This window comes from Aurantibacter aestuarii (assembly GCF_003008425.1).
GTDB lineage: Bacteria > Bacteroidota > Bacteroidia > Flavobacteriales > Flavobacteriaceae > Aurantibacter > Aurantibacter aestuarii.
In genome coordinates, this window is the sequence record NZ_PXOQ01000008.1 from 31,454 (window position 1) to 54,289 (window position 22,836).

At 32.1% G+C, this 22,836-nt stretch carries 23 protein-coding genes; 12 read left to right on the forward strand and 11 right to left on the reverse strand.

What is annotated here, in order from left to right; genetic code table 11:
* Positions 1-39: 39 nt before the first annotated feature.
* The 3 genes from C7H52_RS06595 to C7H52_RS06605 all read left to right on the forward strand — a co-directional run bounded on the left by C7H52_RS06595 (position 40) and on the right by C7H52_RS06605 (position 3,834).
* Positions 40-885 carry a transketolase gene (locus tag C7H52_RS06595; protein ID WP_106463113.1) on the forward strand — a complete coding sequence of 282 codons (846 nt, stop codon included), beginning with the start codon at positions 40-42 and terminating at the stop codon, positions 883-885.
* Positions 886-905: 20 nt separating this feature from the next.
* A complete protein-coding gene (locus C7H52_RS06600) occupies positions 906-1,859 on the forward strand; it encodes a transketolase family protein (protein WP_106463114.1) in 954 nt (317 codons plus the stop codon).
* A 232-nt stretch (positions 1,860-2,091) separates the two neighbouring features.
* Positions 2,092-3,834 carry a toxin-antitoxin system YwqK family antitoxin gene (locus C7H52_RS06605; RefSeq protein WP_106463115.1) on the forward strand — a complete coding sequence of 581 codons (1,743 nt, stop codon included), beginning with the start codon at positions 2,092-2,094 and terminating at the stop codon, positions 3,832-3,834.
* 215 nt (positions 3,835-4,049) lie between these two features.
* Here the strand turns inward: C7H52_RS06605 and C7H52_RS06610 are convergent, their stop codons facing one another.
* Together C7H52_RS06610 and C7H52_RS06615 are read right to left on the reverse strand one after the other, a co-directional pair.
* Complete coding sequence (locus C7H52_RS06610) at positions 4,050-5,003, reverse strand: phosphoribosylaminoimidazolesuccinocarboxamide synthase (protein WP_106463116.1); 954 nt, start codon at positions 5,001-5,003, stop codon at positions 4,050-4,052.
* Positions 5,004-5,041: 38 nt separating this feature from the next.
* Positions 5,042-5,995 carry a PhoH family protein gene (locus C7H52_RS06615; protein ID WP_106463117.1) on the reverse strand — a complete coding sequence of 318 codons (954 nt, stop codon included), beginning with the start codon at positions 5,993-5,995 and terminating at the stop codon, positions 5,042-5,044.
* A 120-nt stretch (positions 5,996-6,115) separates the two neighbouring features.
* On the opposite strand from C7H52_RS06615, the gene C7H52_RS06620 reads away from it, so the two are divergent.
* The 4 genes from C7H52_RS06620 to dnaN all read left to right on the forward strand — a co-directional run bounded on the left by C7H52_RS06620 (position 6,116) and on the right by dnaN (position 10,955).
* Complete coding sequence (locus C7H52_RS06620; protein WP_106463118.1) at positions 6,116-6,973, forward strand: SAM hydrolase/SAM-dependent halogenase family protein; 858 nt, start codon at positions 6,116-6,118, stop codon at positions 6,971-6,973.
* A 9-nt stretch (positions 6,974-6,982) separates the two neighbouring features.
* Positions 6,983-7,279 carry a putative quinol monooxygenase gene (locus C7H52_RS06625; protein ID WP_106463119.1) on the forward strand — a complete coding sequence of 99 codons (297 nt, stop codon included), beginning with the start codon at positions 6,983-6,985 and terminating at the stop codon, positions 7,277-7,279.
* 56 nt (positions 7,280-7,335) lie between these two features.
* Complete coding sequence (gldG, locus tag C7H52_RS06630; protein WP_106463120.1) at positions 7,336-9,729, forward strand: gliding motility-associated ABC transporter substrate-binding protein GldG; 2,394 nt, start codon at positions 7,336-7,338, stop codon at positions 9,727-9,729.
* Positions 9,730-9,836: 107 nt separating this feature from the next.
* Positions 9,837-10,955 (forward strand): DNA polymerase III subunit beta, encoded by a 1,119-nt coding sequence (gene dnaN, locus C7H52_RS06635; protein WP_106463121.1) that lies wholly within the window; start codon positions 9,837-9,839, stop codon positions 10,953-10,955.
* A 97-nt stretch (positions 10,956-11,052) separates the two neighbouring features.
* Here dnaN and hisS read toward each other — a convergent pair whose 3' ends face one another.
* The 5 genes from hisS to rpsF form a co-directional block, all read right to left on the reverse strand.
* Positions 11,053-12,423: a histidine--tRNA ligase gene (hisS, locus tag C7H52_RS06640; protein WP_106463122.1), complete on the reverse strand. Its 1,371-nt coding sequence runs from the start codon at positions 12,421-12,423 to the stop codon at positions 11,053-11,055.
* Between the two features lie 60 nt (positions 12,424-12,483).
* Positions 12,484-12,954, reverse strand: coding sequence for a DUF6495 family protein (locus C7H52_RS06645; protein WP_106463123.1), 471 nt, complete (start codon positions 12,952-12,954; stop codon positions 12,484-12,486).
* A gap of 76 nt (positions 12,955-13,030) precedes the next feature.
* Positions 13,031-13,483 (reverse strand): 50S ribosomal protein L9, encoded by a 453-nt coding sequence (gene rplI / locus C7H52_RS06650; protein WP_106463124.1) that lies wholly within the window; start codon positions 13,481-13,483, stop codon positions 13,031-13,033.
* Between the two features lie 13 nt (positions 13,484-13,496).
* Positions 13,497-13,793, reverse strand: a complete 297-nt coding sequence (gene rpsR / locus C7H52_RS06655) for a 30S ribosomal protein S18 (RefSeq protein WP_106463125.1) — start codon at positions 13,791-13,793, stop codon at positions 13,497-13,499.
* Positions 13,794-13,795: 2 nt separating this feature from the next.
* A complete protein-coding gene (gene rpsF, locus C7H52_RS06660) occupies positions 13,796-14,134 on the reverse strand; it encodes a 30S ribosomal protein S6 (RefSeq protein ID WP_106463126.1) in 339 nt (112 codons plus the stop codon).
* A 175-nt stretch (positions 14,135-14,309) separates the two neighbouring features.
* Here rpsF and C7H52_RS06665 point away from each other — a divergent pair, with 175 nt between their 5' ends.
* A complete protein-coding gene (locus tag C7H52_RS06665) occupies positions 14,310-15,008 on the forward strand; it encodes a LytR/AlgR family response regulator transcription factor (protein ID WP_106463127.1) in 699 nt (232 codons plus the stop codon).
* Here the strand turns inward: C7H52_RS06665 and priA are convergent.
* The 4 genes from priA to nadC are packed head-to-tail and all read right to left on the reverse strand — an operon-like array spanning position 15,005 to position 19,721.
* Positions 15,005-17,452 carry a replication restart helicase PriA gene (priA, locus tag C7H52_RS06670; RefSeq protein ID WP_106463128.1) on the reverse strand — a complete coding sequence of 816 codons (2,448 nt, stop codon included), beginning with the start codon at positions 17,450-17,452 and terminating at the stop codon, positions 15,005-15,007. The genes C7H52_RS06665 and priA overlap by 4 nt on opposite strands.
* A 50-nt stretch (positions 17,453-17,502) precedes the next feature.
* Positions 17,503-17,922, reverse strand: coding sequence for a DUF2147 domain-containing protein (locus C7H52_RS06675; protein ID WP_106463129.1), 420 nt, complete (start codon positions 17,920-17,922; stop codon positions 17,503-17,505).
* On the reverse strand, positions 17,919-18,857 hold the full coding sequence (locus C7H52_RS06680; protein WP_106463130.1) for a YihY/virulence factor BrkB family protein: 939 nt from the start codon (positions 18,855-18,857) through the stop codon (positions 17,919-17,921). Before C7H52_RS06680 ends, C7H52_RS06675 begins: the two co-directional genes overlap by 4 nt.
* A gap of 6 nt (positions 18,858-18,863) precedes the next feature.
* Positions 18,864-19,721, reverse strand: a complete 858-nt coding sequence (gene nadC / locus C7H52_RS06685; RefSeq protein ID WP_106463131.1) for a carboxylating nicotinate-nucleotide diphosphorylase — start codon at positions 19,719-19,721, stop codon at positions 18,864-18,866.
* A gap of 109 nt (positions 19,722-19,830) precedes the next feature.
* Between nadC and rlmH the strand changes: the two genes are divergently transcribed.
* The 4 genes from rlmH (at position 19,831) to C7H52_RS06705 (ending at position 22,701) form a co-directional block, all read left to right on the forward strand.
* Positions 19,831-20,304, forward strand: a complete 474-nt coding sequence (rlmH, locus tag C7H52_RS06690) for a 23S rRNA (pseudouridine(1915)-N(3))-methyltransferase RlmH (RefSeq protein WP_106463132.1) — start codon at positions 19,831-19,833, stop codon at positions 20,302-20,304.
* A gap of 58 nt (positions 20,305-20,362) precedes the next feature.
* Positions 20,363-21,178 carry a transporter gene (locus C7H52_RS06695; protein WP_106463133.1) on the forward strand — a complete coding sequence of 272 codons (816 nt, stop codon included), beginning with the start codon at positions 20,363-20,365 and terminating at the stop codon, positions 21,176-21,178.
* A gap of 8 nt (positions 21,179-21,186) precedes the next feature.
* Complete coding sequence (locus tag C7H52_RS06700; RefSeq protein WP_106463134.1) at positions 21,187-21,762, forward strand: non-canonical purine NTP diphosphatase; 576 nt, start codon at positions 21,187-21,189, stop codon at positions 21,760-21,762.
* 126 nt (positions 21,763-21,888) lie between these two features.
* Positions 21,889-22,701, forward strand: coding sequence for a hypothetical protein (locus C7H52_RS06705; protein ID WP_106463135.1), 813 nt, complete (start codon positions 21,889-21,891; stop codon positions 22,699-22,701).
* The last annotated feature ends 135 nt before the right edge of the window (positions 22,702-22,836 follow it).

The following is a 22,836-nucleotide window of genomic DNA, read 5'->3' on the forward strand; positions in this document are numbered from 1 at the left end:
AAAAAGTTAATTTTGCAATATAAACATAACACACAACTAATGGCAACGACAACGCAACTCGAAGCGCTAACAACTCAAGTACGTAGAGACATTTTACGTATGGTACACAAAGTAAACTCTGGACATCCAGGTGGATCTCTTGGATGTGCAGAATTTTTTGTAACCCTTTATCAGGACATTATGGACCGAAAAGACGGTTTTGACATGGATGGTATTGGAGAAGATTTATTTTTCCTATCTAACGGACATATTTCTCCTGTTTTTTATAGTGTTTTGGCAAGATCGGGTTATTTTCCTATAGAAGAATTAAACACATTTAGGTTATTAAATTCAAGATTACAAGGTCACCCAACTACTCATGAAGGTTTACCTGGTATAAGAATGGCTTCTGGGTCTTTAGGACAAGGTTTAAGTGTTGCTATTGGTGCTGCACAGTCTAAAAAATTGAATAATTGCGGACATACCGTTTTTGCTCTTACTGGTGATGGTGAGTTACAAGAAGGACAAAACTGGGAAGCTATCATGTACGCAGCAGCAAATAATGTAGATAATTTAATTGCTACGGTAGATTTAAATGGGCAGCAAATTGATGGCTCTACAGATGTGGTTCTGGATCTAGGTAATGTTAAAGCTAAATTTGAAGCATTTGGATGGATTGTTCTTGAAATTGAAAAAGGTAACGATATTGAAAGTATTAAAGCTGGATTAACTGAAGCTAAAGCAAAATCTGGAAATGGGAAGCCTGTAGCGATTTTACTAAAAACGGTTATGGGTAATGGCGTAGATTTTATGATGCATACTCACGCTTGGCATGGTAAAGCACCAAATGATGAGCAATTAGCAGAAGGGCTAAAACAAAACCCAGAAACTTTAGGCGATTACTAACAAACTAGACTTTAAGACTTATGAAAACATACGAAAATACAGGAAGTAAAGATACGCGTTCAGGTTTTGGAGCTGGACTAACCGAATTAGGAAAAACAAACGAAAACGTTGTGGCGCTTTGTGCGGATTTAATTGGCTCATTAAAAATGGACGATTTTAAAGCCAACCATCCGGAACGTTTTTTCCAAGCTGGTATTGCAGAAGCAAATATGATTGGAATGGCAGCAGGATTAACAATTGGTGGTAAAATTCCATTTACCGGAACATTTGCAAACTTTTCTACAGGTCGTGTTTACGATCAAATTAGACAAAGTGTAGCTTACTCTGGAAAAAATGTAAAAATTTGTGCCTCTCATGCCGGATTGACTTTAGGAGAAGATGGTGCTACACACCAAATTTTAGAAGATATTGGGTTAATGAAAATGCTACCAGGCATGACTGTAATTAATACTTGCGATTACAACCAAACCAAAGCCGCAACTATTGCGATTGCAGATCATGAAGGACCAGTTTACTTGCGTTTTGGTAGACCAAAAGTACCAAATTTTACTCCAGAAAATCAAACTTTTGAAATTGGTAAAGCTTTACATTTAACCGAAGGTTCTGATGTTACTATTGTAGCTACAGGACATTTAGTTTGGGAAGCTTTAGAAGCGGCTAAAACCTTACACGAAAAAGATATTTCGGCGGAAGTTATAGATATTCATACCATAAAGCCATTAGACGCTAAAGCCATTTTAGAATCTGTTGCAAAAACAAGATGTATTGTTACTGCAGAAGAACACAACCATTTAGGTGGCTTAGGAGAAAGTGTTGCCAGAGTGTTATCGCAACACAACCCTACTCCTCAAGAATTTGTAGCTACAAATGACACATTTGGAGAGTCTGGAACACCAGAGCAACTTATGGACAAATACGGATTAAATGCAGCAGCTATTGTTAAAGCAGTAAATAAAGTATTAAAGCGTAAGTAATTTGCTTAATTAAACTATTTAAAAAATCCGCTTTAGCAGTTATGTTGAAGCGGATTTTATTTTATCTAAGTCTTAAATTTAGATTATTTTTAATCTAACTTCGTTAAACATCAGATATAAAATATTAAAACGATTTCATATCAAGTTGTTAGCAAATATTAAAAAATACCCTATAGTAGGTATTGACTAATTCTAATAATTAAAAGATATTGTCAATTTAAATTTTAATAATATGAAATCACTAATATTAACTGCTCTATTTGTTTTAATTTCTCATCTTTCGTTTGGTCAAACTCCAAAAGTTACTGCAGACGGCAATGGATTAACTGAATCCGAAAATAAAAAACGAAATGAGTTGTATGAAGAAATAGAAGATTTGAGAAAACTTCGAGAAACCGCTGAAAACAAACTTCCTTCTGTAGGTGCTATGAGCGGTGATTGTTCTGATATGGATAGAGTAAATATATACATAAATCAACTAGAACAAGCTGTAAATGCATATGAAAAAACAGAAGCAAGAGGATTGTGTAGGCAGATGGCGGAAAAATACAAAGAACTTAATGGTAATAAATATAATCCAAACCTGCACAAATGCGATCAATATGATTACAAACTAAATATAGCAAAAGAAAATTTACAGAAGTATAGAGATTGTTTAAATAATCGTACGAATTCCAATACATCTATAGATAGTAACGCAAAGGATAGTAATAATATAAATTCCAGTATAACAAGCATCAATAACTTCGAAACTAGTTATGAGGTTTACAACAACCAACTGCAAAGTGCTTTTAATAATAGTTTAAATTCTAATGGAGATATTGATGTTGCAAATTTTGTAAGCAATCTGCCTCAAGCCACGAACAAAACACAGGCTTATACTAATGTGGCTGCAACTGGTATAGCAATTGCTGGTCAACTTATGCAAGCAAGAAATGCAAGGAAAGAAAAAGAAGCTCGTGAATGGCAATCTAAATATGAAGCTTGGAAAGAGATGTATAAAAGCGTTAAAAATGGTATTGGCTCAAAAAATGAAAATGGTCAAAAAACAGGAACTTGGATTTATTTTAATGATTTCTTTCTAATTGATAAAATTGTAAATTATGAAAATGGCAAGATAGACGGCGTTCTGCTGACTTATAAAAAAATAAGATTCCTAAATTATTTTATGTACGAAGATTTTATGCCTGTAGCTCGTGCAATTCAACTAGATATTTATAAGGATGGAGATAAAATTGGTGCTCTTCCTGAAAAATTGCTGCATCGTAAAGTTAAGGAACCGAATTATTATGAGGATGTTAACAGCTGGTATAGAGGCTTTAATAAATATATTAAAGAAAATAGTAAAAATATAGATATACTAGATATAGGTTTTTATAATAGTCAAGATTTAGACTTCACAAAAAAAAATCGATTTAAACAATATAAAATTAAAAAATTGAGATTTGCCAATATTAATGAAAAAAATTTTCCGATAGGAGTCTTTCAGTTATTAAACAAACATAATGTCTCAATTCAAGAAGGTTTATATAATGGTAAAGGTCAAAAAATAGGAAATTGGTATACATTTAATCCTAATAATACTTATCCTGAATACGATGAAGATTCTAATACTGAACCAATAGAAAAGATAAGTTATAGCGAAGGGAAAAAACAAGGCGAATATTTTAGCCAATTTTGGATAGGACAATTTAGCAATGATAGAAAAGTGGGGCTTTGGAAAAGTAAAGAAAATAATGGTGTCACCATAAAATTTTCGTCAGATGGACACACTGGCTTATTGGAAAAAAAAGATAGCAATGGCTCTATTTTAGAGAAGGCAATAGTTTATGATACTATATATAATGGGGAGTACTTATCATTTTACCCCAATGGGTCAATAAAATCCAAAGGACAATATAAAATGGGTGAAAAAACTGGTGAGTGGACATTTTATGATGAAAATGGCAATCTAACAAATACACAAAAAATTTAATTCTAGTTTTAAAAATTATACTAAATAATATTTACTTATAACGTATAAAATTCATAGCCAATGAGTTACTAGACTAAAGTGAGACATACTTTAAAGTCCATTAAACGAAGTTAACAACTTAATTTTTATAAGCTATAAGCATTCAAACCCTGAAACAAAAAAGCAGCTAAAAACTAAATTTTAGCTGCTTTTTTAATTAAATTATGATGTGAAATTTATTTTGCTTTCAAATAAGCCAACACATTTTGTTCTATACGGTCTTGAATGTTTGAGACATCTGCTTTTACAAATGGTTCTCCCATAATATTCTCGTAAAGCTCTATGTAACGCTCACTTACAGTTTCAATATACTCGTCACTCATTACAGGAACGGTTTGTCCTTCTAAACCTTGAAAATTGTTAGAAATTAACCATTGGCGCACAAATTCTTTACTTAATTGTTTTTGTGCTTCACCTTTATCTTGTCTTTCTTGGTAACCTTCTGCATAAAAATAACGTGAAGAATCTGGTGTATGTATTTCGTCTATTAAAACAATTTTCCCATCCTTTGTTTTTCCAAACTCGTATTTAGTATCTACTAAAATTAAACCTCTTGAAGCTGCTATTTCTGTGCCGCGTGCAAATAATTTACGGGTATAATCTTCAAGAACCTCGTAATCTTCTTTACTTACAATGCCTTTTGCTAAAATATCTTCGCGAGAAATATCTTCATCATGATCTCCCATTTCAGCTTTTGTAGCTGGCGTAATAATAGGAGTTGGAAATTTATCATTTTCTTTCATGCCTTCTGGCATTGCTACACCGCAAAGCATTCGTTTTCCTGCTTTATATTCTCTAGCGGCATGACCAGACATATAACCACGTATAACCATTTCTACTTTAAAAGGCTCACATAAATGACCAACCGCAACATTAGGATCTGGAGTTGCTGTAAGCCAATTAGGTACTAAATCTTCAGTCTGAGCCATAAATTTAGTGGCTATTTGATTTAGAATTTGTCCTTTATAAGGAATTCCTTTAGGCATGACCACATCGAAAGCACTTAAGCGGTCTGTAGCAATCATAATTAACTGTTCGTCATTAATATTATAAACTTCACGAACTTTACCTTTATAAACACTTTTTTGACCTGGAAAGTTAAAATGACTTTCGGTTATGGTTTTACTCATTATTAGATGGTTTTGTTATTTGAGGCAAAAATAATTTATTAATCGACATTTTCAATATTTTTATATGCCGCAATTATTTTTTTAACCAATTTATGTCTTATCACATCTTTATCATCTAAATAGACCATTCCAACACCTTCAGTATCTTTCAATATTAATAAAGCTTCCTTTAATCCTGAGATGGTACGTCTTGGTAAATCAACCTGTCCAGGATCTCCTGTAATTATAAATTTTGCGTTTTTACCCATACGGGTTAAAAACATTTTCATTTGGGCATGTGTGGTATTTTGTCCTTCATCTAAAATTACAAAAGCATTATCTAAGGTTCTACCACGCATAAATGCTAATGGTGCTATTTGAATGGTTCCATTTTCAATGTACTGTTCCAAGCGCTCTGCTGCAATCATATCACGTAATCCATCATAAAGCGGTTGCATATAAGGATCTAACTTTTCTTTTAAATCTCCAGGTAAAAAACCCAAATTTTCTCCAGCTTCTACAGCAGGTCTAGTTAAAATAATACGCTTAACTTCTTTATTTTTTAAAGCTTGTACGGCTAATGCTACACCTGTATAAGTTTTACCTGTACCAGCCGGACCTACAGCAAATAACATGTCATTTGTGCGCATTAATTCCACCATCTTACGTTGGTTTGCCGTTTGCGCTTTTATAAGTTTTCCTCCTGCGCCATGTACTAATACTTCACCACTTTTTGCAGAGGTTTCATAGTCTGAACTTTGCTCGCTAGTTAAAACGCGTTCAATACTATTTTCATCTAACTTATTATATTTTGCGAAGTGTTTTATGAGCATATCCATGCGTTTTTCAAACTCTTCCAATAATTCTTCTTCACCAAAAGCTTTAATTTTATTTCCTCTTGCTACTAATTTTAATTTTGGAAAATATTTTTTTAAAGCTGTAATATTATCATTCTGGGCTCCAAAAAAATCATTAGCCGAGATGTCTTCTAATTCTATTATTATTTCATTCAAAAGCGTTGTAGTTTTTAATGGTTATCTAATCTATTTTATTAGCTTTGTTTAAGATAACTAATTAATAAAAATTACAGGATATTTTTAAGTTATTTTTAGATTATTATTTCAAAATAAGGAATGGCCATAATTACATTAACGACAGATTTTGGAGAAAAAGATCATTTTGCAGGTGCTGTAAAAGGTGCTATTTACAGTGAGCATCCTGAAGTTAGAATTGTAGATATTTCGCATTCTGTTTCGCCATTTAATATTCCTGAAGCCGCTTATATTATCCAAAATGCATATGCAAATTTTCCAAAAGGTACCATACATATTATAGGTATAGATTCTGAGCTTAACCAAGAAAATAAACATATTGCAATTAAGCTAGATGACCATTACTTTATATGTGCCAATAATGGTATTTTAAGTATGATTACTTCATTTATTTTACCGGAAAAAATGGTGGAAATTAACATCCATAACACCATTAAAACTACTTTTCCCGTTTTAGACACCTTTGTTAAAGTTGCTTGTCATATAGCACGCGGTGGAACTCTAGAAGTTATTGGAAAACCTATTGAAAAAATAAAGGAATTAAAAAATTTAGTACCTTATGTAAATGAGGAGAAAACACAGCTTATTGGTAGCGTTATTTATATAGATAATTATGGCAATGTTGTGACTAACATAACAAAAGCTTTTTTTGACAGTGTACAAAAAGGGCGGGCTTTCGAAATTTCTGCGAGAAATCATAAGTTTAAAAAAATTGCAAAATCTTATAGTGATGTGTTAGACTTTTCCTTAGAAGAACATAAACGTCACGCAGATGGTAGAGGCTTAGTCCTGTTTAATAGTTCTAATTATCTTGAGATTGCTATTTATAAAAGTAATACACAAACTGTGGGTGGCGCCAGTACACTTATGGGCTTAAGTTTTAGAGACACCATTACTATTAATTTTGAAAAGCCAAAACCAATAATTTATAACCACTAATTTGAAGATATGCTAGTTAGAATTGTAAAATTGAGTATTGAAGACCAATTTATAGAAGCTTTTTTAAATAATTTTGAAAATAATAAGCAAAAAATTCGTGGTTTTGAAGGTTGCCAGTTTTTAGAACTCTACCAAGAACAACATACTAAAAATGTGTTTTTTACGTATAGTTATTGGGATGATGAAGCTGCTTTATACACTTATAGAAACTCAGATTTATTTAGAGGTATTTGGGCTAAAACAAAACCCATGTTTAATGCTAAACCCGAAGCCTGGAGTGTTAATAAATTACATAGTTTAGATTAAGTAAAAAAACAGTATAATTCTAAAAGGAAATAACCACCAACAAAACACAAAAAAATATGTTTGCATTATTAAAAAAAGAATTCAATTCGTTTTTTGCATCTCCTATTGCTTATTTGGTCATTGGATTATTTTTAGTTTTAAATGGCTTGTTTTTATGGGTGTTTAAAGGCGATTTTAATATTCTTGATAGCGGATTTACCGACTTAAGCCCATTTTTCCTTTTGGCTCCATGGATTTTGATTTTTTTAATTCCAGCAATTACCATGCGCTGTTTTAGCGACGAAAAAAAACAAGGCACTCTAGAACTTTTATTGACCAAACCAATTAGTAAACTTCAAATTGTATTAGGCAAGTTTTTTGGTTCTCTTATATTAATTCTTATTGCTTTATTACCAACCATTTTATACGCTTACACACTAAATCAACTAGGTAATCCTGTTGGTAATTTAGATTTTGGGAGCACCTTAGGCTCCTACTTTGGGTTATTTTTCTTGGTACTGTCTTACACTGCAATAGGTGTTTTTTCTTCAACATTATCAGACAATCAGATAGTTGCTTTTTTAATAGCTGTATTTACTTGTTTTATCTTTTATATAGGTTTTGAAGGTTTATATGATATGACTTCATTTAAGGCTTTTGACTATTTAAGCATGAGTGCTCACTTTAGAAGTATGAGTCGTGGGGTTTTAGATACAAGAGATTTGGTTTATTTCTTATTAATTACAGTGGCTTTTATTATTTTAACTATTGCTGTATTATACCGCGAACAAGGAAAGAAAACCAATTGGAAAACTTTAAGCCTTTCTGCTTTTATATTACTATGTATTGGTTTTTTAAGTGTAAACACATATAAACGTTTTGATTTAACTGAAGACCAAAGATATACCTTAAGTGATGCGGCTTTAAATATTGTAGAAAAAGCCGATTCTCCACTAATTATAGATATCTTTCTTGAAGGCGAAAACTTTCCTTCTGAGTTTAAACGTCTTCAATCTGAAACCAAACAATTGCTTGAAGAATTTTCAGCTTATAACGATAATATTCAGTTTCAGTTTATTAATCCTACTGAAGATGAAGCTAAAAGCGATGAAAACATAAAACAATTGATACAGCGCGGTTTACAACCAATGCAATTAAGTATTGAAGAAAATGGCAAAACCTCTCAAGCTGTTATTTTTCCTTGGGCTTTAGCTAGTTATAATGACGCTACTGTTAAAATCCCATTGGTAAAAAATAAATTAGGCGCTTCACAACAAGAACTTGTAACCAATTCGGTACAACATCTTGAATATGCGTTTGCAGAAGGCTTTAGTAAACTTACCAACCCAAAGAGTAAAAGAATTGCTGTTTTAAAAGGAAACAACCAGCTTCCCAACATGAATGTTGTCGATTTTCTTAAAGACATTAGAGAGTATTATTTAATTGCACCTTTTACTTTGGATAGTGTCACAACAAATCCTTCAAAAACTTTAAAGGAATTAAATACATACGACCTCATCATATCGGCTAAACCAACTGAAGCTTTTACAGAAAAAGAAAAACTGGTTTTAGATCAGTTTACTATGAATGGCGGGAAAAGCTTATGGCTCATTGATCAAGTTGCTATGGACAAAGACAGTCTATATAACGATAGAGGGAAAAATGTGGCCATACCAAACGATTTAAATTTAACCGATTTCTTTTTTAAATACGGACTTAGAATAAATCCTGTACTGGTAAGTGACTTATATTCTGCACAAATTACTTTGGCATCTGGAGATGGTAGTCAGGCTCAATTTCAGCAATACCCATGGTTTTATTCGCCTTTAGCAAATCCAGTTATAAATCACCCCATAGTTAACAATATCAATTACGTTAAGTTCGACTTTGCAAATCAGATTGACACTATTAAGACATCCCATAGCAACATAAAAAAAACTATTTTATTACAAAGTTCTAACCTTTCAAAATTAGAAGGCGTACCAAGAGAGATAAGTTTGGAAACCGCAACTCAAGAACCGAATCCTGAAGAATTTGCCCGTACAAATATTCCACTTGCGGTCTTGTTGGAAGGCGAGTTTACTTCAGCTTACAATAACCGTGTAAAACCTTTTGAGTTAGAAAAACCTCTTAAAAAAAGTAAGCCCACAAAAATGGTTGTTATTTCTGACGGTGACGTTATTAAAAATGACGTTAGTCGAAAAGGACCTGAAGAACTTGGCTTCGATAAATGGACAGGACAAACTTATGGAAACAAAGAATTTCTAATAAATACGGTTAATTATCTGCTAGATGAAAATGGACTTATAAACATTAGAACCAAAGAAGTTAAAGTTGCTTTTTTAGACCCACAAAAAGTAAGCGCAGAAAAAGGCAAGTGGCAGGCTTTAAATATTGCATTACCACTACTCTTTTTAGCCTTATTTGGAATTGGTTTTAACTTTATTAGAAAGAAAAAATACCGTAAGTAAATGTTAATAAGTTTGTTTCATTAATTTAAGGCGAAACGGTATCTTTGTTAGTAGAACAAAAACAAAACCAAAATTTGGTTTTTAATATTATATAGATTCAAAAAAGGATGAAATTTATTGTATCAAGCACCTATTTATTAAAGCAATTACAAGTTTTAGGAGGCGTAATAAACAGCTCTAATACATTACCTATTTTAGATAATTTCTTATTCGATATACAACAAAATAAATTGGTTGTTTCTGCGAGTGACTTAGAAACTACCATGTCTGCAACTTTAGATATAGAAAGTGATAATGAAGGTAGCGTAGCTATTCCTGCAAAATTACTCTTAGATACTTTAAAAACATTTCCAGAGCAGCCTTTAACTTTTGTGGTTGAAGAGAACAACACCGTAGAGATTAGCTCTAATCATGGTAAATATGCTTTAGCTTATGCTGATGGGAATGAGTTTCCTAAATCGGTTTCATTAGAAGATCCAAGTGCTACAAAAATGGCTGGTCATATTTTAGCAACTGCAATTAATAAAACTATTTTTGCAGCTGGTAATGATGATTTAAGACCTGTAATGAGTGGTGTGTTTTTTCAGTTTTCTACAGAAGGTTTAACATTTGTTGCTACAGATGCACACAAATTGGTGAAATATACCAGAGAAGATGTAACAGCATCTCAAACCGCTGAATTTATCATGCCCAAAAAACCATTAAATTTACTAAAAGGTATTTTGGCTGCAAGCGAAGAAGATGTTACTATTGAGTACAACGATTCTAATGCTAAATTTACGTTTGAAAACACCGTTTTAATTTGTCGTTTAATTGATGGAAAATACCCTAATTACGAAGCGGTAATTCCTAAAGAAAATCCGAATAAATTAAATATACAGCGTACTCAATTTTTAAGCTCTGTTAGACGTGTAAGTATTTTCTCTAATAAAACAACACATCAAATTCGTTTAAAAATTGCTGGTGCAGAGCTTAATATTTCTGCCGAAGATATTGACTATTCTAATAAAGCCGAAGAACGTTTAACTTGTGATTATCAAGGTGATGATATGCAAATTGGTTTTAACTCTCGTTTCTTAGTTGAAATGCTTAACAATTTAACTTCGGATGATGTACAGTTAGAAATGAGTATGCCAAATCGCGCAGGTATTTTAACTCCTGTAGATGGTTTAGATGCTGGAGAACAAGTGACTATGCTAGTGATGCCTGTTATGCTTAATAGTTAGCAGTTAGCAGTTAGCAAAAATAAAATATAAAAAAATCCGCTTTAATTTTAAAGTGGATTTTTTTATGTTTTTAATTGAACCGAGAATATATGATGGTTTATTTTAATGCGTCAACTAACTGTTCTAAATTTAAAGATTCCTGAGAACCTTCAATCATATTTTTTAAGGTGTAAGTACTTGCTTTCATTTCTTCTTCTCCAACTAACACCACAAATGGCAAATTACGCTTGTTAGCATAGTTCATTTGCTTTTTCATTTTAGCATTATCTGGATATAATTCGGCATTAATATGTTTTGATCTTAATCTCTTAATCGCTTTCATAGCGTATAGCGCTTCGCTATCTCCAAAATTAATAAACAATACTTTTGTGGTATCTAAAACAGTTTCTGGAAATAAATTTAATTCTTCTAAAACTAAGTAAATACGATCTAGTCCAAAACTAATTCCAATACCACTAACATTATTCAACCCAAAAATACCCGTTAAATCGTCGTAACGACCACCTCCGCCAATTGAGCCCATACTTACACCTTTTGGTGCAGAAACCTCAAATATAGCACCTGTATAGTAATTTAAGCCACGTGCTAAAGTAACATCTAATTGTAAGTTAGCCGTTTTTAAACCTAATTCTAAAATAGCATTATTGACAAACTCTAATTCTTCAATCCCTTTTAAACCTTCTTCCGAAGTACTTAAAATAGATTTCAAACTTTCTATTTGAGCTCCAAAATCACCCGCTAAAGTAAATAAAGGTTGTAGTTTTGAAATACCTTCTTCCGAAATGCCTTTAGATAACATTTCTTCTTTTACTTTAGCTTCGCCTATTTTATCTAGTTTATCTAACGCAACTGTAAAATCAATTAACTTATCGCTTGCACCAATCACCTCAGCAATACCAGATAAAATCTTACGATTATTTATTTTTATAGTAACGCCTTCCAATTTTAAAGCTGAAAATACATTATCATACAACTGAATAAATTCTACTTCCTGCCATAAAGAGTTACTACCAACCACATCGGCATCGCACTGGTAAAACTCTCTAAAACGTCCTTTTTGAGGTCTATCGGCCCTCCAAACTGGCTGGATTTGATAACGTTTAAAAGGAAAGTCGATATCATTTTGATGTTGTACCACATAACGCGCAAAAGGTACAGTTAAATCGTAGCGTAAAGCTTTTTCAGAAATACTAGAGGTTAACAAATTAGAGTCCTCATTTTTTAAAGCCTCTTTATTTGATTTTGACAAATAATCCCCAGAATTTAATATCTTAAAAATTAAACGATCACCTTCTTCACCATACTTACCCATTAAGGTGTCCGAGTTTTCAAAACTTGGTGTTTCTATAGGCTGAAAACCAAACTGCTTAAATTGCTGTTTAATAACGTCTGTAATATAATGACGTTTTGCCACTTCTGTGGGGTTAAAATCTCTGGTGCCTTTTGGTATTACTGGTTTTTGTGCCATTTGTTAAGTCTGTAGTTTTTAATGTTTAGTCTTTAGATATTAGTAATTTATTTAAAATAACTAAACATGTATAATTTTAAGAAAATAATTATAAAGTTCGCCTTTAGTAATATGAGCACCTTGTTGTATAAGTGTAAATTTATCTAAATTTTTATTTTCGGAATACTCTTTTGTAGCCGTTACAAACTCTACATTATCATCTAATAAATTGTCGCGTAACCATGCAAAACCTTCTTTGGTCGTTAAATCTATATCGTTTTTTAATTTAACCCCAATAAGGTGCATATTAGCATCATTTAATGCAAATAAGTGCATGCTTTGAGGCGAAATGTGCTCTAAATATTTAGCTTGTTTTAATACGCCTTCCCAAACCAAATCGCTAAACACATCTAGTTCCTGCTCGGCAACTTCTGGTTTTGTTTCTTTTATGGTTTGCCATTCTTTAGCGTCTATAGATTGTGTGGCTAAAAAATTAATAAATTCTTGGTGTAGTTCTTCGAATTGTTCTTTTGTTAATCTGGCGTACGTCATTCTAAAATAAAATTTAAACTAAAAAAACCGTTTAAAGCGAGCCTTAAACGGTTTGTATGTATAACTCGTTAATGAATTAGTCTGCTTGCGCTACTACTTCAAAAGGAAAATCTACAGTTACTTCTCTGTGTAAACGAATTACTGAGTCGTATTTACCAGTACGTTTAACCGTACCACCAATTACTGTAATATATTTTTTCTCGATATTTTGTCCTTCTTTAGCTAAAGCATCTGCTAAATCTGCATTGTTTACAGAACCGAATAATTTATCTCCAGCTCCTGTTTTTGCAGGTATTTTAATTTCTAAAGCTTTAAGCGCTTCAGCAATTACATTTGCTTCTTCTACTACTTTAGCTTCTTTGTATGCACGTTGCTTTAAGTTTTCAGCTAATACTTTCTTTGCAGAAGCAGTTGCTAAAATAGCATGTCCTGTTGGAATTAAAAAGTTTCTACCATAACCGTTCTTAACCGTTACAACATCGTCTTTAAATCCTAAATTTTCAACGTCTTGTTTTAATATAAGTTCCATTGTTATGATTATTTTATTTTAATAAATCGGTTACGTAAGGTAATAAAGCTAAGTGACGAGCTCTTTTTACAGCTACAGACACTTTTCTTTGATACTTTAAAGAAGTTCCTGTTAAACGTCTTGGTAAAATTTTACCTTGCTCGTTTACGAAATTCAATAACCACTCACCATCTTTATAGTCTACGTACTTAATACCAGACTTTTTAAAACGGCAATATTTTTTAGTCTTGTTAGTTTCTATATTTAACGGCGTTAAATATCTAACATCTCCGTCTTTTTTTCCTTTTGCTTGTTGTTCTATAGATGCCATAATTATGCCTTTTGTTTAAGTTTAGCTCTTCTTCTTTCTGCCCAAGAAACAGCGTGCTTATCTAAAGCTACTGTTAAATAACGCATAAAACGCTCATCACGTCTAAACTCTAATTCTAAAGTTTCGATTACTTCACCTTCTACTTGAAATTCAAATAAATGGTAAAAACCGCTTTTCTTGTTTTGTATTGGGTAAGCTATTTTTTTTAGTCCCCAATCTTCTTTTGCTACCATCTTAGCGCCTTTAGAAACAAGAAAATCTTCGTATTTCTTTACTGTCTCCTTTATCTGAGTTTCAGATAAAACGGGATTTAAGATGAAAACAGTTTCATAATGATTCATATAAAATCTATTTAATTTGTTAAAAATGAGTGCAAAAATAGAATAAATTTTAGTTTATTACAAATATTAATCCTTTTAAATTAATATAATAAGCAGATAAGAGTTATTCGGAAATTTTTTTAAGTTAATTATATTTTGTAAACTTGTAAGTTACGTATAAATACACCAACATATTATGTCGTTAAATTGTATTGTTGTAGACGATTCATCTATACAAAGATTATCCCTTATAAAACTCATTGAAAGTAATTCAAATTTAAATTTAATTGCTGAATATAAAAATGCGGTTGATGCCAAAAATGGCATTGGTGCTAAAAAAATCGATCTTATCTTCTTGGATGTTGAAATGCCTGTTATTAATGGTTTTGAGTTTCTAGATGTTTTAACCAATAAGCCTCAAATTATTTTTGTTACTGGTAAAGCAGAATATGCTATGAAAGCTTTTGAATATGAAGCTACGGATTACCTAAAAAAACCTATTGAAAAAGAACGATTTAATATTGCTGTAGAAAAAGCACTTCAAAAACACCTTTTAAATAAAGACCAAAATGTTAAAGAAGGTGAATATATATTTATAAAAAGTAATTTAAAAAAACGTAAAGTTTTTATAGACGATATTAAATGGATTGAAGCATTAGGAGATTACGTAAAGGTCTTTACAATTGACAATAACTACGTCGTGCTTTCTACCATGAAGTCTTTTGAAAAAGAATTACCTGAAAAACAGTTTTTAAGAGTACACAAATCTTACATTGTAAACCTGAAAAAAATTGAAAGGTTTGATAGTAAGCATATTGAAATTGCAGGAATGAACATTCCTTTAAGTAGAACTAAAAAAACTATTTTAGCAGAAGCTTTAGAGCAATTCTCTTAGTAATAATCTACATTAAATATCACTCTTACGCCTTTAAAGTCTGATATAGCCTGAAAACTTGAGTTAATCTTCAACAGTACTTCCTTAGTTTTTTGCAAATTTTGTTGCTGCGGAATTTTAATCATAACATGTTTTAAATACATGTTTCTTATTCTAGAAACCGGAGGAAATTCTGGCCCCAATATATGCTGTTTAAACGTTTGTCTTAATGATTTTGCAAACCATTCACTTGAGCGCTCTACCTTATTATAATCTCTATGTTTAAATGTAATTTTTAATAGCCTGTAAAATGGTGGATATTTAAAGTTTGTTCGTTCTTGCAGCTGTTCATTAAACATTTTTAAATAGTGATGTTCTGATACTTGTTGTAAAATATTATGTAACGGATTATAAGTTTGTATTAACACCTTGCCTTGTACGTCTGTTCTTCCTGCTCTACCTGCCACTTGTTGAAACAATTGAAAGCTACGTTCGTGAGCTCTAAAATCTGGGAAATTCAACATATTATCGGCATTCATTATACCAACCAGTTTTACATTTCTAAAGTCCAAGCCTTTAGTTAACATTTGCGTACCAACTAATATTTGGGTCTCTTTCTGCTCAAATGCTGTTATAATTTTTTCATATCCATATTTTCCCCTAGTGGTATCCAAATCCATTCGAGCTATCTTGTACTTAGGGAAAATTGATTTGACTTCCTGCTCTATTTGTTCTGTCCCAAACCCTTTAGTGTTTAAAGTTGGTTGGTAACATGCCATACATTTTTGCAGCATAGCCATAGTATAACCACAATAATGACATCGTAACTGACTCCTATAATGGTGATAGGTTAAACTTACATCGCAATTAGGACATTGTGGCGCATGGCCACAAGTATTACATTCTACAATTGGAGAGTAACCTCGTCTATTTTGAAATAAAATAACCTGCAGACCTTCTCCTAACGTAAGCTCCATTTCTTCTATTAAACGGTCGCTAAAATGACCATTCATTAACTTGCGTTTATGCTTCACTTTAATATCTACAAGCTCAATATCTGGAAGCTGTACATTATTATAGCGTTTTTTCAATTCTACCAAGCCATATTTTCCAATTTGAGTATTATAATAAGACTCTATACTTGGCGTAGCACTACCTAATAATGTTTTAGCCTTATACATATGTGCCAATACTATTGCCGTATCTCTTGCGTGATATCGAGGTGCAGGATCATATTGTTTGTAAGATTGTTCATGCTCTTCGTCTACAATAACAAGCCCTAAATTAGAAAAAGGCAAAAACAAACTTGATCGGGCTCCAATTATAATTTTTGCTTTATCTAAACTATTTAAAACGTTATTGTAAACCTCAACCCTTTCATGTATGGTATATTTAGAATGAAACACAGCTACTTGCTCTCCAAAATAATTTTGCAGTCTGTTTACCAGTTGTGTGGTTAAAGCAATCTCTGGTAGTAAATACAAAACCTGCTCGCCTTTTTCCAACGCATTCTCAATAAGCTTTACATAAACTTCAGTTTTTCCGGAAGATGTTACACCATGCAACAGCACCACATTCTGAGTTTCAAATTGATTTAGTATTTGCGTGAGAGCTACAGATTGTTCTTCGTTTAAATGCTTGGAATTTGTCGTATCATCTTCAAAATTTATACGATCGGTTTGTATGTAATAAGATTGTAAAACCTCTTTATCTATTAAAGTCTTAATAATCTGATTTGAAGCTTGACTTTGCTCCGATAAATCTGAAACCTTAAAGGGCAACTTAGATTTGGATTGCATCATAAAAAGAGACAGTACTACTTCGCGTTGTTTTGGAGCGCGACTTAAAGTTTCTAATAATTGCTGAAGCTGGTCTTCTTTTAAATGTTGTTCATGCAACTTTACATATTGCACCAGTTTGGGCTTATACTTTTCGTAAATTTCTTCTTCTAAATGAATTAGAGATTTTTCAATAAGTCCCTTAACCACTGGGAGCACATTTCTTTTATTTAAAACAGCTTCTAATTCATTAATCTTTATAGATGACGATTTCTGAAGCGCTTCATATACCAAAAACTCATCATCTTTTAAACTGGCTGCATCAAACTCTTTGACCGTATTTTTAACCACTAAGGTTTCAGACTCTAATAGAAAGGCATTAGGCAAAGCCGCACGCATCACTTCACCTTCAGAACACAGATAATAATTTGAAATCCATGCCCAAAGCTCTAATTGTTTTAAAGACACTAAAGGCGTTTCGTCTAAAATTTGATGAATCTCTTTTGCCTCATATACCAACGGTGCAGTGGTGTGTATACCAGCCACAATAGCAGTATATACTTTAGATTTTCCAAAAGGAACTGCAACACGCATACCTACTTGCAAAAATTCCGACTCCGCTTTTGTTATGCTGTATGTAAAGCGTTTTTCTAACGGTATGGGCAGTATGACGTCTATAAAATGAATAGTAGTAAGTTTTTAGATTTAAATGCGAAAGGAGAAATTGTTTAAAAGGTTTATTTTACGCGCTTCCAATATTGTGTAGAATATAAAAATGCCAAATAACCTCTTACTTGGAGTGTATTATCGTCTTCTAATGCAATACGGCAGCGATATTCCTCTCCATTTTCTGGATCAAAAATAGTTCCGTTTCTATAATATTTACCTTCTTTTTCCAAGTTCTTTATTAATGTTAAGCCCAAGTAAGGCTTGTCTTTTTCATCGCCAACACACTTCTTACAAACTGCATTTTTTTCCTTTTCAATTAAAACCTCAACAATTTTACCATAAACTTTTCCGTCTTTTTCAAAAATTTGAACCACACATTTTGAAACGCCATTTTTATCGACTGTTTTCCATTTTCCTAATACAGTTTGAGCGTTAGAAAAATTAAAAACCAATAAAAAACCAATAAAAACTAATTGTAACTTTTTCATTTTCCGTGTCGTTTTCTTATTAAATTTATAGACATATTGAGTTCAAAACCCAACAACAAGATATTAGAATTTATCCATAAATAAATTAATAATATCAATAAAGCTCCAATTGAACCATATAACTCGTTATATTTTGAAAAATTTTCAATGTAAATTCCGAATAAAAACGATGTAATTATAATTAAAAAAGTAGTAAGCAAAGCTCCTAAAGAAAAGAACTTGGTCGTTTTACCTTCTTTAGTCCCAAAATAATATAACGTAGCCGTACCAATATAAATCATTATTATAAAAAAGACATAATTTGCTAAAGTGGTCCAAAGACTAGTTTGTCTTGCTTGTATATAACCGTAAGATTCTAAATTACCAATTACATAAATATTAAAGTAACCTAATACTGCTACCGTAAAAATAAGTAAGAAAGCTATTATTAAAGCAATACCTAAAGCAAACAAATATTGTCTTACAAAATGACGCTTTAACTGCTCATGGTATGAGCTTTCGAATCCTGCAAAAAGCGCGTTAACACCATTGGCCATTAAAAGTATTGAAAGTATAAGTACCGATGAGATAATACTGGCATTTTCATTATTATCGTTTAAATTTTTAAAAATATTCTCGTAAAAAAAGTCTGAAGTCGTTGGAGGAAGAAAAGACTCTAAAAACACTAAAAAATCCGTTTGAAACTCTTCTATAGGAATGTGTGGAATTAAAATAATAAGGAATAGTAAAAACGGAAAAAGCGCCATAAAAAAACTATAAGCTATAGCACTCGCTCTTGCTCCAATTGCACCTTTTGCAACTCCCGTAACGTAAAGATTTAAAAGATCAAACAAGGATAAACCTTCTAAAAATTTTGGCTTAACATTATTTAAAAGTTTTACAATAACATTGACTAATGGAATTTTAAGTAAAAAAGATTTTAACTGGAATGTCATAAACTATTACACCGCTTTTAAACTAAGATCTAAATTATACACCGAATGGGTTAAAGCTCCTGAAGAAATATAGTCAACACCACATAAAGCATAAGCTCTAATGGTTTTCTCGTTTATTCCACCAGAACTTTCTGTTAGACATTGGTTTCCTATAAGCTTAACAGCAGTTTTGGTATCTTCATAATTAAAATTGTCTATTAAGATACGATATACACCATCTGTTTTTAAAATTTCTTTAATTTCATCTAAGTTTCTAGCTTCAACAATAATTTTTAAATCTCTTTGAGTGTCTTTTAGGTAAGCTTTCGTTTTCTCTATGGCTTTGGTTATGCCTCCTGCAAAATCGATATGGTTATCTTTAAGCATAATCATATCATATAAGGCAAATCTATGGTTTTCGCCACCACCAATTTTTACTGCCCATTTTTCTAAAGCACGTATTCCTGGGGTTGTCTTTCTCGTATCCAAAATTTTTGTTCCTGTCCCTTTTAATAAATCTACAAAAAAAGCAGTCTTAGTTGCAATAGCACTCATACGTTGCATAGCATTTAAAACCAAACGCTCTGCTTTAAGAATAGATTGTGATGATCCTTCTACATAAAACACAATATCGCCATATTTAACTGGGCTTCCATCCTTAATTAAAGTTTCTACTCTTAAATTTGGGTCTACATAAGCAAAAACCTGTTTTGCAAATTCAACTCCTGCAATGACACCTTCGTCTTTTACCAATAATTTTGCTTTTCCTGTTGCAGTATCTGGAATACAAGAAAGTGAACTATGGTCACCATCACCCACATCTTCTCTTATAGCATTAGCAATTATTAATTCTATTTCGGTGTTAAATTGTTCTTCTGAAATCATTAGACTACTGTTTCATGCTAAATTAATAAAATGAACGGTCATTTTAGTTTCTTATTAAAGCTTTAGAGTAAAAAAATTAAAATTTCACTTTCAAATTGTAAATTTGCTTATGACTATTAAACTACTCACCATAGGAAAAACCGACAATGCGCATTTGGAAACATTGATGAATGATTATCAAAGCAGGCTCAACCATTACATTAAATTTGAATTGGAAATTATCCCCGATTTAAAAAAAGTAAAACATTTAAGCGAAGAACAACAAAAACAAAAAGAAGGCGAGCTTATATTAAATAAGTTAAAACCAACCGATGTTTTAGTTTTATTAGATGAAAATGGCAAACAGTTTAGCTCGGTTAATTTTGCAGACTACTTGCAAAAACATATGAACTCTGGTATAAAACAATTGGTTTTGGTTATTGGTGGACCTTACGGATTTTCTCAAGAAGTCTATGCAAAAGCACAAGGCAAAATAAGTTTATCTAAAATGACATTTTCTCATCAAATGGTTAGGTTATTTGTAATAGAACAACTGTATCGAGGTTTTACCATTTTAAAAAACGAACCTTATCACCATAGATAAAAGGACCATTATTTCTCATAGTATTAAATTATTAAGATGTATTTTTATAAAAAAACATATGAAATATACAGTTATTCTTTGCTTAGTTTTTACCCTTAATCTTTTTGCTCAAGGTAAGACCGATGGATTTTATCGTGGTAAAGGAAATGTTTTAACCGCTATAGGAGCTGGTTTTGAAGATTATAAATCTTACTACGCAGGTAAAGAACAATTAGATTTACAACGTACAGCTTATTATATTAATATTTTTGCAGCCTATGGCATAACAAAAGATCTAGATGTTCAAGTAGCTTTACCATACATAGCCAGCGACGAAAATAAAAACTTGCAAGATGTTTCCTTATTTTTAAAATACCGCTTTTTAACTGTTAAAAATGAAAAACACGCTTTAGAATTAAGTTTAGGATCTGGAGTATCTACACCAGTTAGCGACTATAAACTGGGCGGACTTAACGATATTGGACAACAAGCTACAGTAATAGATACCCGTTTTTTAGTACATTACCAATATAATTACAACTGGTTTGTTACCGCACAAAGTGGTTATGCCTTTAAATCTAATCCTACACCTAATAGTATTCCATTTACCTTAAAACTAGGCACTACACAAAGCAGTTGGTATTTTGATGTGTATTATGACTACCAACATTCTTTTGGAGGCATAGACTATAGAGGCACGCCATTTCCACAAGATTTTAGAGCCTTAGGCTCAGACTTTAATAAAGTTGGAACCACCATTTTCAAATCTATAACAAACAACCTTGGGGCATATACCTCTGCGTCTTATATTTTATCTGGAAGAAACACTTTTGAAGGTCCTGCTTATAGCTTTGGATTAACTTACGACTTTAAAAAAACAGACCCTAAACAATAATAACATAAATGAAACTTGTATTTGCCACGAATAATTTAAATAAGGTTAAAGAACTTCAATCGCTTATTCCTTCTCATATAACCATTTTAAGTTTGGAAGATATTGGTTGTAAAGAAAACATTCCCGAAACACAGGATACTATTGAAGGTAATGCCATGCAAAAATCGGCTTACGTAAAACGAAATTATGGCTACGATTGTTTTGCAGACGATACAGGTCTAGAAGTAGAAAGTTTAAATAACGAACCTGGTGTTTATAGTGCCCGTTATGCGGGAGAACAACGTAGTGCTAAAGACAACATGGACCTACTTTTAAAAAAACTTAAAGATAAACCTAACCGAAATGCCCGTTTTAAAACTGTAATTTCTTTAGAGCTAAATGGTGCTACAAGAACGTTTACAGGATTATGTGAAGGCGAAATTACTACAGAAAAAAAAGGTACAGACGGATTTGGATACGACCCCATTTTTAAACCACACAACTACAACGAAACTTTTGCAGAAATGGATTTGAGTTTAAAAAACAACATTGGACATCGTGGTAAGGCTGTAAGAGCTTTAGTTGAATATTTAAATAATATTTAGAATAGAAAAAGAATTTTATCTTTATGGGATAACAGTAACAATAATCTTAGCATATCCTGACTTATTTACGGGATATGAGTAATAAAATTAATTATATAACGAGTTACCACACATTAAAACCAAACAATGAGCTTTTTAAACAATTTAGCGAAAGGATTTGTACGTTCAGCAGTAAACCAAGTTGGTAGAGACGGAGGAAAAGTAATCAGCAATAACATTTACGGAGATGCTCACGCTACACCAATACGTGGAACTGGAAGTAGAAACGGAAAATCGGAATTTATAAATAAATATGTCGAAATTCCCGAAAACAATACTCGCGGAGCACTTTTAGAAGCTGGATATGAAGCGGACATATTCAAAACTGGATTTTGGAGTAACTTCTTTGCATTAATTGGTTCGTTTATATTACCATTTTTAGGTTCTATTTATTGGTTTTTTATCGGAATTCGGAACATATTTAAAACCAAAACGGACTTTTACGGTTATGAAAAAAAGTCTGTTTATAAAAGCGACAAGAGATATAAAACCGGAGCGAGACACGTTGGATACCAGAAAGTAAAATCTTATGCTGACCAGTCTGTTCCCGCAACAAAAAGTGAACGAATAGTTTATATTCTAAAAGGTGCATTTGCCTTATTAATTGCTTTTGTAACTTTTTCATTTTGGTACGGAATTTTTAAAAATTGGGACAGTAGTGAACCAATGCAAATTGAAATCATCCAATCAGAAAATATTGGAATTGCAAAAACATTCACGGACTTGAAAAAAGAACCAAATAACGAATCGGAGACGCTATCAAGCATTTTTTCAAAAGACACAATTCAGTTGCTTGAGGAAACAAAAATTAATGCGGACTCAACCGAAATTTGGTATAAAGTAAAATATAAAGAAAAAGAGGGTTGGACTTCCAATCCGATTAACAAAAAAGAGGAATAATAACGTGTGGTAACAATGGCTATAAACAATTGCTATTACAGGCTTGTCCTGAAAATTCCTGCGGAATTTTCAGTTTATTGTGTACTTTCAAAAGCCCGTACTAACCCACGCAACTGTTCATAGCCGAGACCGTTG